Annotated in this window: 14 protein-coding genes; all 14 read right to left on the bottom strand. The window is 44.9% G+C overall.

Translation table 11 applies throughout. The features are described 5' to 3' along the window. Window positions 1-20 precede the first annotated feature (20 nt). The gene (gene fliJ / locus ACUTVW_RS05775; protein ID WP_445644867.1) at window positions 21-470 is read right to left on the bottom strand and encodes a flagellar export protein FliJ; all 450 of its coding nucleotides are present in this window, start codon (window positions 468-470) and stop codon (window positions 21-23) included. Window positions 471-481: 11 nt separating this feature from the next. Further along, entirely contained in the window at window positions 482-1,801 is a 1,320-nt protein-coding gene (gene fliI / locus ACUTVW_RS05770) for a flagellar protein export ATPase FliI (protein WP_445644866.1), read from the bottom strand. Then, window positions 1,788-2,645 (bottom strand): FliH/SctL family protein, encoded by an 858-nt coding sequence (locus ACUTVW_RS05765; protein WP_445644865.1) that lies wholly within the window; start codon window positions 2,643-2,645, stop codon window positions 1,788-1,790. The genes fliI and ACUTVW_RS05765 overlap by 14 nt, the downstream gene beginning before the upstream one ends. After that, window positions 2,638-3,663, bottom strand: coding sequence for a flagellar motor switch protein FliG (fliG, locus tag ACUTVW_RS05760; protein ID WP_445644864.1), 1,026 nt, complete (start codon window positions 3,661-3,663; stop codon window positions 2,638-2,640). Before fliG ends, ACUTVW_RS05765 begins: the two co-directional genes overlap by 8 nt. A gap of 2 nt (window positions 3,664-3,665) precedes the next feature. After that, window positions 3,666-5,252, bottom strand: a complete 1,587-nt coding sequence (gene fliF, locus ACUTVW_RS05755; protein WP_445644863.1) for a flagellar basal-body MS-ring/collar protein FliF — start codon at window positions 5,250-5,252, stop codon at window positions 3,666-3,668. Between the two features lie 130 nt (window positions 5,253-5,382). Beyond that, on the bottom strand, window positions 5,383-5,694 hold the full coding sequence (gene fliE / locus ACUTVW_RS05750; RefSeq protein ID WP_434758332.1) for a flagellar hook-basal body complex protein FliE: 312 nt from the start codon (window positions 5,692-5,694) through the stop codon (window positions 5,383-5,385). Between the two features lie 53 nt (window positions 5,695-5,747). Further along, window positions 5,748-6,200, bottom strand: coding sequence for a flagellar basal body rod protein FlgC (gene flgC, locus ACUTVW_RS05745; protein WP_445644862.1), 453 nt, complete (start codon window positions 6,198-6,200; stop codon window positions 5,748-5,750). A 5-nt stretch (window positions 6,201-6,205) separates the two neighbouring features. Further along, the gene (gene flgB, locus ACUTVW_RS05740; protein WP_434751693.1) at window positions 6,206-6,613 is read right to left on the bottom strand and encodes a flagellar basal body rod protein FlgB; all 408 of its coding nucleotides are present in this window, start codon (window positions 6,611-6,613) and stop codon (window positions 6,206-6,208) included. 1,001 nt (window positions 6,614-7,614) lie between these two features. Continuing rightward, a complete protein-coding gene (hslU, locus tag ACUTVW_RS05735) occupies window positions 7,615-9,021 on the bottom strand; it encodes an ATP-dependent protease ATPase subunit HslU (protein WP_445644861.1) in 1,407 nt (468 codons plus the stop codon). A gap of 117 nt (window positions 9,022-9,138) precedes the next feature. After that, window positions 9,139-9,681, bottom strand: coding sequence for an ATP-dependent protease subunit HslV (gene hslV / locus ACUTVW_RS05730; RefSeq protein WP_434758333.1), 543 nt, complete (start codon window positions 9,679-9,681; stop codon window positions 9,139-9,141). A 26-nt stretch (window positions 9,682-9,707) separates the two neighbouring features. Next, window positions 9,708-11,063, bottom strand: a complete 1,356-nt coding sequence (gene trmFO / locus ACUTVW_RS05725) for an FADH(2)-oxidizing methylenetetrahydrofolate--tRNA-(uracil(54)-C(5))-methyltransferase TrmFO (protein ID WP_445644860.1) — start codon at window positions 11,061-11,063, stop codon at window positions 9,708-9,710. Window positions 11,064-11,069: 6 nt separating this feature from the next. Beyond that, on the bottom strand, window positions 11,070-13,169 hold the full coding sequence (gene topA, locus ACUTVW_RS05720; RefSeq protein ID WP_445644859.1) for a type I DNA topoisomerase: 2,100 nt from the start codon (window positions 13,167-13,169) through the stop codon (window positions 11,070-11,072). A 92-nt stretch (window positions 13,170-13,261) separates the two neighbouring features. After that, window positions 13,262-14,392 carry a DNA-processing protein DprA gene (dprA, locus tag ACUTVW_RS05715; RefSeq protein WP_445644858.1) on the bottom strand — a complete coding sequence of 377 codons (1,131 nt, stop codon included), beginning with the start codon at window positions 14,390-14,392 and terminating at the stop codon, window positions 13,262-13,264. A gap of 242 nt (window positions 14,393-14,634) precedes the next feature. Further along, window positions 14,635-15,564: a succinate--CoA ligase subunit alpha gene (sucD, locus tag ACUTVW_RS05710; protein ID WP_434756599.1), complete on the bottom strand. Its 930-nt coding sequence runs from the start codon at window positions 15,562-15,564 to the stop codon at window positions 14,635-14,637.

Here is a 15,564-nt window from a genome sequence, read left to right as displayed (position 1 = left end):
AACTTCGCATCCGGCTCACATCAGTTCGCGCGGGCTTTGGCAGCGAAGCGTACAGTAGCCATCTCGTCCAGATCGTTCTGTTCCCGGAGGAGCATCTCCTGCTGAAATCTGCCTTTAGCCTTATCTCTCGCTCCAAGCCACACTTTTTCGTCAATCACTTTTCCATTTAGGAAGCTCTGATTCTGCTGCACGTTGACCTGAGCATGCTCGACATCACTGTTCTTCCGCGATATGCATTCGTCAAGGTGATATGCATATCGCTGCATTTCTTGCAAACTGGATATGGAAGCACAATTTTCAATTGCCGATTGAATGACGTTCATCAGATTATTTCGATCATTGATCAATTGCAACAACTGTTCTTCTTCTGTCTGAAGTTTACCGATTGCTGTGGATAACATCCATTCTGCCTGTGTCTTCTCATTGCTTTTCAGGTCAACAACCTTCTGGAAATGATATCGAAATTTCATCGTTTACCCCTTCATCTCCTTGCGAATTCAAGAATTAAACGCTCCTGCACTTCACTTAGCGTTACTTTTTCATCGACTTTTTGCTTGGTGAAATTCCAGATATGATCAATCTGATCCATTGCTTCATCTATAGCTGCATTTGAACCACGTTGATAAGCACCGATGTTGATTAGATCTTCAGACTCCTTGTACACAGCCATCAGACGTTTCATATTGTTAACCGCATCAATCTGGTCTTCGGGAGCGATGTCCTTCATGACCCTACTGATACTTGCAAGTACATCAATCGCTGGAAAATGACCTTTATTGGCTATCGAACGGTTCAACACAATGTGACCGTCCAATATGCCCCGGACTGCGTCTGCGATTGGCTCGTTCATGTCGTCCCCATCAACGAGCACGGTATAGAAGGCGGTGATTGAACCTGTTGGCCCTGTCCCTGCTCGTTCCAGCAGTTTTGGCAAACTTGCAAAAACGGAAGGCGTATACCCTCTCATCGCAGGTGGTTCCCCAACAGCCAGGCCGACTTCCCTCTGAGCCATGGCATAACGGGTAACCGAATCCATCATTAACATGACATTCATGCCCCGATCTCGGAAATACTCCGCAATCGTCGTTGCTATTACAGCGCCTTTAATCCGAATCAGAGCAGGCTGATCTGATGTTGCCACAATGACGACAGATCGTTCCAACCCTTCGGGGCCTAGATCCCGCTCGATAAAGTCACGAACCTCACGTCCACGTTCACCCACCAGTGCAATTACATTTACATCTGCTGCGGTATTCCGGGCAATCATACCCATCAATGTACTCTTACCTACACCTGAACCGGCAAAAATACCAACCCGCTGACCTTTACCTACGGTGAGCAAACCATCGATTGCTCTCACGCCGACACTCATCGTTTCAAGCACACGAGGTCTGTCCATAGGATTCACAGGTGTGTTTGAAGTTGAATACATCGGCATTCTGGATGGCAACAATGAACCGTCAAGCGGCTGACCAAGTCCATCCAGCACTTTACCGAGCAATTCGGATCCTACTTGTACACCTAACGGTTTACCTGTTCCGACTACATCACAACCGGGACCGATGGATTGAAGTTCACCCAGCGGCATAAGCAGCACCTTGTTATCACGAAACCCGACAACCTCAGCCTGCAACGGCTTGGCAGATTTACCAGGGTAGATGTAACATACATCGCCAATGCTGGCGTCTGGCCCCTCTGATTCAACCATCAGACCAATAACCTGAGTTACTTTTCCGTTTATACGTACAGGATCGAATTGCCGCAGATGCTCCATATAACGCTGTGAACTAAGAACCTTCATGTTGATGTCTTCGCTCCTCATCCTCAAGTGCTATGCGGATCAGTTCTTTTTTGATTTCGGTAAGTTGTGTATCAATTCTTGCGTCAACACTTCCAAATGAAGAACGGATAACACAACCTTTATCTTTAACCGTAGCATCAGGTAAAATCTGCAACTCCGCTTGCGAATCAATCGAAAGAGCCAGTTCCTCCCGAGCAGCTTGTACAAAAGAAAACTGATCTGGCGCTACACAAAGCGCAATCTGTCCCTGCTCCCTTTTCCTCGACAAACTCTGACGTATCAATTCAATCATGTGTTCAGGCTCTACGGTAAGCTGTTTATCTATTACTTTCTCCGCGATGCCACATGCAAGTTCAACTAAAAACGGCTCTGCTTCCTGAATAATCTGCTCTTTGGCAACGTACGCTTCCTGAAGCACGCCTTGAGCTTCGTTCATCATCTCTTCGATCTTCACCTGGAGATCCAGTTCAGCTTGTGCTTTTCCCTCTTCAAACCCTTGCTGAAAACCTTGGGCGCGGAGAGCTTCGGTCAGATGTTCATCCTGCTCTCGTTGTTCCTGCCACCAGCGATCGATCTGTTCCCGGGTTTCCTGAAGCATTCGCTCCGCTTCTTCCGAAGCATCACGCACCTGCTTTTCTGCAAACTCCTTGGCATCTTCCAGCATTTCAGCAGTAAGACGTTCTGTCTCCTCATCCACCCGTGCCCGAAGCACTTCCGATTCAGAAACTGCCCCGCTGCCCTCATCGAATTCCGTCTCATCATCACCGCCATAACGGTGATGATTTTCGAGCCTTTTATGATCTTCGACTGGTACATACTGGAAAGATTTAATCAAATTAGACAATGATATCATCTCCTCCACCACGTGCGATAATGATCTCACCGGATTCTTCCAGTCTGCGGATCGTACCTACGATACGTGTCTGAGCTTCTTCCACATCACGCAGTCTTACAGGGCCCATGAATTCCATTTCTTCTTTGAATGTTTCGGACATCCGTTTCGACATATTACGGAATACAGCTTCACGCACTTCTTCGCTTGCGACTTTGAGTGCAAGTTGAAGATCGGCATTGTCGATATCTCGAATAATACGTTGAATGGAACGATCGTCCACATTGACGATGTCTTCGAAAACAAACATCCGTTTTTTGATCTCTTCTGCAAGTTCCGGATCCTGAATCTCGAGGGAGTCCAAAATTGTACGTTCCGTACCCCGATCGACCCCATTCAAAATCTGAACGATAGATTCGATACCGCCTGCATTTGTATAATCCTGCGTTACGGTAGAAGACAGTTTCTGTTCCAGCACACGTTCCACCTGTGAAATAACTTCTGGTGAAGTGCTGTCCATCACAGCTACTCTGCGAGCAACATCTGCTTGTTTCTCCTGAGGGAGAGAAGACAGAATAGCCGCTGCTTGTTCGAATTGCAGATAAGACAGAACAAGCGCAATCGTTTGCGGACTTTCATTCTGAATAAAGTTCAGAATTTGATTCGGGTCAGCTTTGCGTGCGAAGTCAAACGGTCTAACTTGCAGCGTAGCTGTCAAACGATTGATAACTTCAAGTGCTTTCGAAGAACCAAGTGCTTTCTCCAAAATTTCTTTGGCGTAGTTAATCCCTCCCTGAGAGATGTACTCCTGTGCCAAACAAATCTGATGGAACTCGGACATAATCAGATCCTTTTCGGATGCATCTACCTTCCGCACGTTGGCAATTTCCAACGTAAGCTGTTCAATCTCCTCATCACGCAAATGTTTGAAGATTTGAGCAGATACTTCCGGACCTAGTGTAATCAACAATATTGCTGCTTTTTGTCTACCCGTTAATCCTGCATTGCCTGCCTTTGCCAATGTGTTCACCTCTATTCGTCAGCCAGCCACGTACGCAGCAGATTGACGAATTCGTCTGGCTTTTTCTTGGCCAAACTCTCCAATTGTTTGCGCACCTGACTTTCGTTCGTCACACTGTCCAATGTTATGGACGGGAATTCTGTTGCTACTGGGAGCGGAATTTCTTCCTCTTCTTGAATCTCATTTTGTTTACGACGACGACGTACCAACAAAATAACCACTGCAGCGATCAGGACCGCAATCAGTGCTCCACCACCCCACATCATCGCAGGTGTTAATTGGAAGCCTGTATTCGCATCTGCAGCTGTTGCGAAGCCTTGTGACATAACTGAGACTTTTTTTGTAAGGTCTGCGTCAGTTATTGTGGTACCTGAGTCTGCCAATGATGCTCGAACGATATTAACTAGAATATTTTCAATCGCATCTCGAACGGGCTGTTGTAACTCTGTCTGTCCTGTGGGTGGTTCAACCGCCACGTTGATGGTTAAATCTTTTACAGTATATGGGCTTGAAATGATATCTCTGGCAATTCGATTTACTTCATAATTGATTGTGCTTGAAGATTCTTCTGAATTCGCATTGCTATTTGAATCTGAAGACGGATACCCGGGAACGTCCTGTTGGCCGGTTCCTGCTACACCACCTGTCGGAGTTGCCCCCCCAGTGTAACTCTTCTGGATTTGCTGGACACTGATTTCGATGCCCTTCATATTCTCTTGATCGACGGGTGTGACCGTATTTTCTTTGCTAGTCACTTTATCAAAGTTCAGTTTTGAGAAAACCAACACGTTGACCTTGTCCTCACCAACAATTTGAGAGAGGAATTGCTTCACGTTGTTACGCACATCGCTCTCAAACTTTTTCTGAAGCGCCATGTTTTCCTGCACTTCGGATGACAACCCGCCACTGCCACCGCGAGCAGTTGGAATGAGTTCAGCCTCATCCGTGTTTGTGATGGTGATATTCTCAATCGGCAGGTTTGGAATGGCTGTTTTAACCAAATTAAAGTAGCCATCTACAGCTGCCTGGTTAGGATGATAACCTGGTTTAAACTGCAATGCTACGGAAGCCGAAGCTTTGTCCTTTTCTTCCAGACCGGCAAAGATATTATCTTTGGGCATGTTAACAAGGACTTTCGCATCCTGAATCCCCTGCATACGCTGGAGCAGCTTTTCGACTTCTCCATTTAACGCATTGTTATACTTCACATCAAACTCTTTATCTGTCATGCCGATTGGCGATGATGAGCTTTCAAATGCTTTATAACCCAGCGAACCATTTTGAATGATACCTTGGGAACCAATATTCACTTTGGTCAGCGCCACATCCGTGCTGGGCACAGAAATACTTTTTCCGTCCGCGCTAAGTTTATATGGGATATTTGAAGAGTTCAGATAATTGATTACACCAGCTGAATCACTTGAGTTTAAATCAGTGAACGCAACTTCGTATTCTGTCTTGGATAACTGCATCGTAAGAACCACAGCTGCCAAAATCAGAAATAGGAAGGTTGAAATAAATAATGTTTTCTGCTTCTTGCTAAAGCTATTCCAGTACTGTGAAATCTTATCCCTGTACTGGGCAATTCTCTCATTCACTCTGTCACCCCATCCGAAACTTTGCTTAGTCTGTCCTGATAAAAGCCTTAGCGTTCCGTTAGCTTTTCACAGGAGAAGCATCGCAGCTGCTTGTAGTAATGATCAGCGCTACTATTGCGCAAACGATATCTTACATCTGCGTGCGCATAATCTCCTGATATGCCTCAACCACTTTGTTTCGAACCTGACTCGTAAGTTGCAGACTCAGCAGAGCTTGTTCTGAAGCTATCAACACCTGATCCACATTCGCCTTGCCTAACAAAAATTGATTAGACATTTCATGGGCCTGAGTTTCCTGTGCGGCGACCGACCCCAACGCATTTTGTAAGTATGTACCGAAGCTCTGAATGCTCTCGGCTGGTGTGGAAGTTTTATTTTCAGCTGCACTCTTCATTTGCAACTGCTGAACTCCCTGAACATTGAACATATTATTCTGAATCATGAATATCCCTCCCCTTATCTCTTGTTTTTAGTGGTTGTCGAACGATGCAACAGTTAACCTTTTCCAATCTCCATGGCTTTGGAAATCATCGCTTTGGTTGAATTCAGTGCAGTAACGTTTGCCTCATAGGCACGTGAAGCCGAGATCATATCGACCATTTCTTTAGCAACATCCACATTAGGCATGAACACATAACCATCAGCGTTTGCATCCGGATGAGTCGGATCATAAACCGGTTTGAGTGGTGATTGATCTTCGCGAATTTCGGTTACTCTGACACCGTCGCCTGAACCTCCGCCACGCATTTGATTTTGCAACATCGTACTGAAGGATGGTTTATTCGGTTCAAGAACTACCATTTTCCGTTTGTAGGGAACTGCAACCCCATTCGACATGCTCGCGCGTGTTGTTTCTGCATTCGCAATATTGGAAGAAATGACGTCCATACGCAAACGTTGAGCCGTAAGAGCCGAGGCACTGATTCCAAAACTGTTACTAATATTCAACGCTGTTATCTCCCTTCTACGCCTACTCGCATCATTTTAATTTGTTCATTTACTTGCTGGATATAAGCACTGTAACGCAATTGATTGTCTGCAAGAAAGCTCATCTCGCTATCAATATCCACATTATTCTGGTTGTTATTCATGGACGTGGACTGGTCCATATTAACTACTGGTGTTGGCACAGAAGAGGAAGGTCCTATGACAAAATGCCTTTGATCCGTTACTTTCCCTTTCAAAACAGGCATATCACCGTTCATCTGTTCCTGAAGCATTTCTTCAAAAGAAACGTTTGAGCGCTTGAAATACGGGGTATCAGCATTCGCAATATTGTCAGAAATCGTTCGTTGTCTCATATTCGACGCATCGAGTGCACCTTGTAATCTTTTGAAGCTGATATCATTTAATAGATTCACGATAGCCCTCCTCTCTTTTAGTATATATGGAAAAAGATTGAACCTTTTTACGCGAAACTGCTTATGTTTTTCGACAAAAACATTCGTGTTTACACGGTTTTCTAGGACTTAAGTAGAATTAACTCTGATGTTGTCGTATATCATAAGTTTCTTCGAGTTTGGGATATATTACAATAAGAAAAAAGCCCTATCTTTTCTTCAAGAGAGGGCTTTTTGTGTATTTTCTGCAAATTTCGTTTTTTTTCGTAAATATTCAGTCCCAAATCAAAAATGTGTTAACAATCTTGTAACGCAACCTTACACATTCTTAAAATAAATATCATCTTTCCCACCTGTGTTTCGGTCTGATTATGCGGAGATGGACGTTGCTACACGGATATACACGTTTGTTACGTTTAGCACTTTTTACCGCCATATTAAGGTTTCCAGCTCATATTTAGCAATACTTCTCCTAAGTTGCTACTGTTTATCTAAACATTTTATGTACAGGAAATCATGGAATACATAATTGATTACGCAACACTTTCTTAACAATTGTATGGGCACCTACTATTTTATAAATGGAAAACAATTGATGTACTCTCACTTTTCCACAAAACGACGTTTTGCGCATTTACGCAAGTTTTTACAGAGCATAAGCTTAGTAAGAGACATCAATTAAATAATTAAAATTCTTTTAATGGAAATACATGGTCGGTTAAAATGAGAATCCCCACTAATCCGCTACCCTTTATTTCCAATATACATGCGGCACAAGTCCTAGATTCTGACACCATATCGCTACCTATCTTTTATCGGCCCATTGATCAAAAACTGTTAGCCATAATAAAAATAAAAGGTATACACCGTTAAACATGACACCCGTGCAGCATGATCTGTAATAGAATACAGAACATGTTGATGAATGTTCACTGTTTTTCGATCCATACCCTTTGTTTCACTAATAACACGATCTTCTCTTGTAATACTGCAACATACGCTTAATCGTACCTAGCTATTGATTAGAGGATATATTGGCTTAAATCCCGATCAGTTGCAATATCATTTAATTTTTCACGTACATACTCCGGTGTAATTACCATGCGCTCTAACGTAAGCTCCGGAGCCTCAAAGGACAAGTCCTCCAGAAGTTTTTCCAGAATGGTATGCAAACGGCGAGCGCCAATGTTCTCTGTGTTTTGGTTAACCGATTCTGCGAGCTTGGCAATCTCTCGTATAGCCTCTTCCGAGAACTCAATCTCAATATTCTCTGTACGCAACAAATCGACATATTGCTTTGTTAATGCGTTCTGAGGTTCCGTTAAAATAGAAACAAACTCCTCCAAGGTAAGGCTATTCAGCTCTACACGAATCGGGAAGCGTCCTTGAAGCTCCGGAATCAGATCCGAAGGTTTGGCTACATGAAATGCACCAGCCGCCATAAACAAAATATAGTCCGTTTTGACAGGTCCATACTTGGTCATCACCGTTGAACCTTCTACTATAGGCAAAATATCACGCTGAACGCCCTCACGAGAAACATCCGGGCCACTCCCCCGGCCTTGACTGGCGACCTTGTCGATCTCATCGATGAAAATAATGCCCGTCTGTTCTGCTCGTCTTATCGACTCCTGGGTCACATCATCCATGTCAATTAATTTACTCGCTTCTTCTTGAATAAGTACTTTACGTGCTTCCTTAATGGCCAGTTTACGTTTCTTCGTACGACGTGGCAACAAACTACCGAACATCTCCTGCATATTCATGCCCATCTGATCATTTCCCTGGCCGGCAAACATATCCATCATGTTTGGTGTACTGTCTTCTACATCAATTTCAATGATGTCGTCCTCCAGTTTACCAGACAACAGATCAAATCTGATTTTACGACGACGTTCTGTCACGCCAGTATCCGGTTCAGGCTCCTCTTGCTCCTGGCCAGCATTTCCGTTCGCGTTATTACCAAAGATCATTTCAAACGGATTACGTTGGTTTTTGGACTTGGACTGAGAAGGAGCCAAAATATGTACAATACGCTCGTTAGCTGCTTCTTCTGCCTTGTCCTTCACTTTTTCAGTACGCTCAAGTTTGACCATGCGCAATGATGTTTCAATCAAATCACGAACCATGGATTCCACATCACGTCCAACATATCCCACTTCGGTAAATTTGGTCGCTTCGACTTTGACAAAAGGTGCCCCTACCAGTTTGGCAAGACGACGTGCAATCTCCGTTTTACCGACACCTGTAGGCCCGATCATCAGTATATTTTTAGGTACAATATCATCCTGTGTATGTTCTGGCAAAAGACTGCGTCGATAACGATTACGAAGCGCTACTGCTACAGATTTTTTCGCCTGTTTTTGACCTACAATATATTTATCAAGTTCCGTAACAATCTGTCTTGGCGTTAAGGCTTGAGTATTCATTATACTTCCCTCCTGCTAATATGTTGACGTCAGTTCAGCCGCAAGTGCAAAGAATCTCCTTAACGTAAACCGGAGCAGATGCAGCATCATGTTCCTGTACGGGAGATTTCTTGCTTCTTACAATTCTTCGACAATAATATTACTATTTGTGTATACACACAGCTCAGAGGCCACCTGAAGAGACTCACGAGCGATATCTTTTGCTTCCAGCTGCCCAGCGTGACGTTTGAGAGCCCGCGCAGCTGACAAAGCAAAATTACCACCTGAGCCGATCGCAATGATATCATCATCCGGCTCAATAATCTCGCCACCACCTGAAATAAGCAGCATACCTGTTTTGTCCATCACAATCAGTAAAGCTTCAAGTTTTCGCAGAATCCGATCTTGCCGCCAGTCTTTGGCAAGTTCCACCGCAGCCCGCTGCAGATTCCCATGATGTTCTTCAAGTTTACCTTCGAATTTTTCAAACAGTGTAATCGCATCGGCCACAGAACCGGCAAATCCGGCAACAACCTGTCCACGATATAAACGTCTTACTTTTTTGGCTGTATTCTTCATTACAACGCTCTGGCCCATGGTTACCTGACCATCGCCTGCAATTGCAGCCTTGCCGTTATGACGAACAGCACAGATCGTTGTAGCATGAAATGACATATCCATGATATCAGCTCCCCCCCACGAATAATTTATACGCGTTCCGGAACGGTTAGACCTTCTGAAGCCGCAAATCTGGCGACTCCATCCAGCGCACGGTTAGCAAGTGCTTCGTTTTTTTCTTTTTTGTTGCGGATTTTAGTTTCCAGCTTCGGAAGCAAACCAAAGTTAGCATTCATTGGCTGGAAGTGTTTGAAGTCTGCAGTAGTTATATATTGAGCCATGCTGCCTAATGTAGTCTCTACAGGAAGTACGACAAGTTCCTGTCCTAGTGCTGCCTTGGCTGCATTGATACCTGCAATTAGACCCGATGCGGCTGATTCAACATATCCTTCGACACCTGTCATCTGACCGGCAAAGAACAAATTAGGACGCTCTTTGAACTGGTACGTCGGGCGAAGCAGTTTTGGCGAGTTAATAAATGTATTTCGGTGCATAACACCGTAACGCACAAACTCTGCATTCTCAAGACCCGGAATCAAAGAGAAGACACGTTTTTGTTCTCCCCATTTCAGATGCGTTTGGAAGCCAACCAAGTTATACAATGTTCCAGCTGCATTGTCCTGTCTGAGCTGCACCACAGCATGAGGCAGCTCACCCGTATGAGGGTTAACCAAACCTACAGGTTTCATTGGACCAAACAAAGCCGTTTGTTTCCCCCGCTTCATCATCACTTCAATGGGCATACAACCTTCGAAATAGATTTCTTTTTCGAACTCTTTCAGCTGAGCAACTTCAGCAGTAATGAGCGCTTCGTAGAAAACGTCAAACTCTTCTTCTGTCATTGGACAGTTCAGATAAGCCGCTTCTCCTTTGTCATACCGAGAAGCAAGATACACCTTGTTCATATCGATAGAATCTTTTTCAATGATCGGTGCAGCAGCATCATAAAAATAGAAGTATTCCTCACCCATCAAAGACTTGATCTGCTCGGACAATGCCGGTGAAGTCAGTGGGCCGGTCGCTACAACAACAATCCCGTCCTCTGGCAATGAAGTAAGCTCTTCGTTTACTACTTCAATAAGCGGATGCTGATGCAGAGTTGATGTAATCTCACCCGAGAAGCCATCCCGGTCTACAGCCAAGGCTCCGCCTGCCGGAACAGCATGTCGATCAGCTGCACCCAGCACGAGCGAATTCAGCATTCTCATTTCTTCTTTCAACACGCCTACTGCATTAGCCAGTCCATTGGCACGCAGAGAGTTACTGCAGACGAGTTCTGCAAATTTATCCGTATGATGAGCCGGTGTTTTGACAACCGGTCTCATCTCAACCAATTTCACGCGCACACCGCGACTAGCAATCTGCCATGCCGCTTCTGATCCAGCCAGTCCGGCACCGATAACCGTTACTACTTGTTGTTCACTTGTCAAAATCTTTACCCCCATAATATGCTAATCCGTTGATTCATCATCCGGCTCTTCTACCGGCTCCTGATGATCACATGAAGTACATTGTAATCTTGTCCCTTTTTTGTTCCGTTTCTCAATCATTAACGATCCGCAGCTTGGACAAGGTTTAGCTGAAGGTCTATCCCATGATACAAAATCACATTCCGGATATTTGTCACAGCCATAGAATATACGACCTTTTTTACTTCGCCGTTCTACGACATGCCCTTCCTTACACTTCGGACAAGTTACACCGATATCTTTAATGATTGGTTTTGTATTGCGGCAGTCAGGAAACCCTGAACATGCAAGGAATTTTCCAAAACGTCCAAGTTTGTATACAAGTGGTTTGCCGCACTTCTCACAGATCTCATCCGATACCTCGTCTTCGATCTCGATCTCTTTCATTTCTTCTTCGGCAAACTCCAGTCGTTTCTCGAAAGATTCATAGAATTCTGCCAATACTTTAACCCAGTCTTCGGAGCCCTCTTCCACATGGTCGAGATCCCCTTCCATGTTAGCGGTAAACTCAACATTCAGAATTTCCGGGAAGAACTCTTCCATCTGCTCGATGACCAGCTCTCCCAGCTCTGTTGGCATAAACTTTTTCTCTTCGATCGCAACATATCCGCGCTTCTGGATGGTCTCCAGAGTAGGGGCATATGTACTCGGTCTACCTATGCCCAGCTCTTCCAATGTTTTAACAAGCCGTGCTTCGGTATAACGCGGTGGCGGCTGCGTAAAGTGCTGTTTAGGCTCAATCTCCTGTTTCTTCAGGACATCTCCACTCTTGAGAGGCGGCAGTAAACGATCTTCATCCGTTGTGCCATCGTCATTGCCTTCCACATATACTTTCATAAACCCTTGGAAGCGAACCTTGGAACCTGCCGCACGGAAGATCGTATCTCCTGCAGCAATGTCTACCGAGAGAGTGTCCAGAATAGCTGAAGACATCTGACTTGCTACAAAACGTTCCCAAACCAACTTGTATAAACGAAACTGATCACGGCTCATGAACGATTTAATTGAATCTGGATCACGTAATATTGAAGTTGGACGAATCGCTTCATGTGCATCCTGAGCATTGGAAGCCTTTTTGGAATAATTCCGAGGGTTCTCTGGTGCAAATGTCTCGCCATACTTACCAATGATGTATTCTTTGGCTTCTTCTTGCGCGGAAACCGCGATACGAGTCGAGTCTGTACGCATATACGTGATCAGACCCACTGTGCCTTCTTTCCCAAGATCCACACCTTCATAAAGTTGCTGTGCAACCGACATCGTCTTGGAAGCCCGAAAGTTAAGTTTGCGTGCCGCTTCCTGCTGAAGTGAACTTGTCGTAAATGGCGCAGAAGGGTTACGTGTCCGTTCCTTCTCTTTCACTTCCTTGATTGTAAAGTCAGCGCCTTCGATCTGCTTCAGAATCGCCTGTACTTCCTCTTCACTGCCAAGCTCGGTTTTGGTTCCGTTTAACTTATGAAATTTTGCTTCAAACGGATTGCCATCTGCGCTAAGTTTAGCAGTGATGCTCCAGTACTCTTCCGGTTCGAATTCGTCAATTTCATTTTCCCGATCTAAAATAATTTTGACTGCAACAGACTGAACCCGACCTGCAGACAAACCCTTTTTCACTTTCTTCCATAATAATGGACTAATCTTATATCCAACGAGCCGATCCAGAATCCGTCTGGCTTGCTGAGCATTGACCAAATCCATATTAATTTTACGCGGCGTTTTGAAAGCGTCCTTAACCGCCTGTTTGGTGATTTCATTAAATACGACTCGGCAATCAGCCGTGTCATCCAGTTCAAGCGCATGTGCCAAATGCCAGGCAATGGCCTCACCCTCACGATCCGGGTCAGCTGCGAGATACACTTTTTTCACTTTCTTGCGTGCATCCTTAAGTTCCTTCAATACTGAACCTTTACCGCGGATCGTAATATATTTCGGATTAAAATCATTCTCTACCTCAACGCCGATCTGACTCTTTGGCAAATCGCGTACATGCCCCATCGAAGCTTTCACGATGAACTTGCTGCCTAAATATTTGCCGATCGTCTTCGCCTTTGAGGGCGACTCCACGATTACGAGTGCATCCGCCATAGGTTCATCCTCCTCTCAGTCATGAAACTGTTCATGTACTTCATTTCGTTCGTATTTTATATATTCCACATACTGCACAGGTTGCAGCATCCTCATACCCTCGCATATTTGGTTCCTGGTAATTGGCTAATCTGCTTTTTTATGATTAAAGATAACAGAACTGAATGTAAATGTCCAAAATCCCAACCTAACTGATCAATCAATTGATCCAAAGATTGCTCTTCCTGCTCAAGTAAAACGATGATACATTGCTCATCGGTAGAAAGCTCCACATCTGGAAACAAACTCCGCTCTGCAGGTCTCGGTGTTTCTGCCGAACGTCCTCTATTGTAAGGAAGTTGTTCTGCATTTGGCAAGTCTAAACGATACTCTTCCAATAAATCAGCGACACAAGTGACCAATTTGGCCCCCTGCCTGATTAAATTATGCGCCCCTCGACTCTTCGGAGAAGTAATTGGCCCTGGAACAGCAAATACATCCCTGCCCGCCTCCAGTGCTGCATCAGCGGTAATGAGTGAACCACTTCGTATATCAGCTTCTACGACAAGCGTACCCAGCGTTAATCCCGCAATAATCCGATTTCGCTCGGGAAAAAGTCCCTGACGAGCCCTGGTTCCGAGTGGGTATTCAGACAGCAGCAGACCTGTTTCGGCAATTTGTTCGGCAAGACTCGTATTTTCCGGTGGATAAACCATATCTACCCCTGTACCAAAAACAGCAATGGTTTTACCGCCAGCTCGCAATACAGCTTCATGACACACGCGATCAATGCCTCTGGCAAGTCCACTTACAATCGTTAAGCCCGCATGAGACAATTGCTCTGCAAGCTTCTCAGCCACCTTACGCCCATAAACTGTCGGCATGCGTGTCCCAACCATAGCTATTGAAGGTGTATTCAGCAACTCGGTATCTCCCCGAGCATACATAATACAGGGAGGCTGTGCGGTTTCCTTCATTAATATAGGATAATTCGAATCCAGATAAGTAATAACCTCTATCCCACGATCATAAACCTGTTTTCTTCTGCTTTCAATCCAGCTGGCATTAAAATCTCTGGTCAAACGAGCTGCCTGATCTTTTCTCAGTCCAGCTGCAATCCAGTCTCCTTCTTCATAATAAAGCAGTTCCTGAAGCAAGTGCCGGCCTGTCATCAATTTTGCAATACTTTTCTTCCCGATGCCTTCCATTTCATAAAGCCCAAACAAAATCCAACGTTCTTCCATGTTTCTGCCTCCCGTTAAGGAGAGAAAAACTCCCCTCATATTGTGTGATAAGCAACGATAAATTGCAAGCGGTTGCACGAATTACACCTTAAAGCTTGTCTGCATTTTCAAAAAAAACGCAAAAAAGCAACCCTTCGCCCTGTTTTAAGGACAAAAGGTTGCTTACCTTTACCGTCTCCTGAATCAACGTCTACGGAAACAAGTCGTTTCCGAGCTGTTTCTTCTATTATAACGGAACAAGATTAATGTGTCGTGCACAAATTCAAAATACCGCGTTCCTCAAGCACACTTACCAACGTAGAACCCATTTCGGCTGGCGTTGGAGCAACTTTGATACCGCAAGATTCCAGCTTCGCAATTTTCTCTTTGGCTGTACCTTTACCACCGGAGATAATCGCACCAGCATGGCCCATACGTTTGCCTGGAGGCGCTGTAACACCGCCGATGAAACCTACCACCGGTTTGGTCATGTTAGCAGCCACCCAATCTGCTGCATCCTCTTCCGCAGTACCACCAATCTCACCAATCATGATGACAGCGTGTGTCTGTGGATCTTCGTTAAAGCGTTTCAGGATATCGATGAACTCGGAGCCTTTAACCGGGTCTCCCCCGATACCTACAGCAGAAGATTGACCAATACCACGAGTTGTCAGCTGATGAACAGCCTCGTACGTCAGTGTTCCACTACGGGAAACAACACCGACATGTCCTGGCATGTGAATGTATCCAGGCATAATACCGATCTTACACTCGCCTGGTGTAATAACACCTGGGCAGTTAGGACCGATCAATACCGTATTTTTGCCATCCATGAAACGATCTACTTTGACCATATCAAGAACAGGGATACCTTCTGTAATACAGATAACAAGATCCAACTCTGCGTCAACAGCTTCCATGATGGAATCTGCTGCGAATGCAGGAGGAACATAGATGACGCTCGCTGTTGCGCCAGTAGCTTCCTTCGCTTCCTGCACCGTGTTAAATACCGGCAGGCTGACTACTGAACCGTCTTCCAGCGTGATGTCAACATTGGTTCCGCCTTTACCTGGCGTAACACCGCCTACCATCTGGGTTCCGTAGTCCAATGCGCCCTTCGTGTGGAACATTCCCGTTGAACCCGTAATGCCTTGCGTAATGACTTTTGTATTTTTATCGATCAAAATACTCAC

It is taken from the genome of Paenibacillus sp. TSA_86.1 (assembly GCF_052691815.1).
The sequence above is the reverse complement of the archived record's forward strand: the minus strand, read 5'-3'. Positions and strand labels throughout refer to the sequence as shown.

Coding starts and splice junctions, on each gene's coding strand:
- hslU (WP_445644861.1), bottom strand. CDS start 9,021: ATGAATACTCAAGCCTTAACGCCAAGACAGATTGTTACGGAACTTGAT.
- dprA (WP_445644858.1), bottom strand. CDS start 14,392: ATGGAAGAACGTTGGATTTTGTTTGGGCTTTATGAAATGGAAGGCATC.
- fliE (WP_434758332.1), bottom strand. CDS start 5,694: ATGATTCAGAATAATATGTTCAATGTTCAGGGAGTTCAGCAGTTGCAA.
- topA (WP_445644859.1), bottom strand. CDS start 13,169: ATGGCGGATGCACTCGTAATCGTGGAGTCGCCCTCAAAGGCGAAGACG.
- fliJ (WP_445644867.1), bottom strand. CDS start 470: ATGAAATTTCGATATCATTTCCAGAAGGTTGTTGACCTGAAAAGCAAT.
- fliI (WP_445644866.1), bottom strand. CDS start 1,801: ATGAAGGTTCTTAGTTCACAGCGTTATATGGAGCATCTGCGGCAATTC.
- hslV (WP_434758333.1), bottom strand. CDS start 9,681: ATGGATATGTCATTTCATGCTACAACGATCTGTGCTGTTCGTCATAAC.
- trmFO (WP_445644860.1), bottom strand. CDS start 11,063: ATGGGGGTAAAGATTTTGACAAGTGAACAACAAGTAGTAACGGTTATC.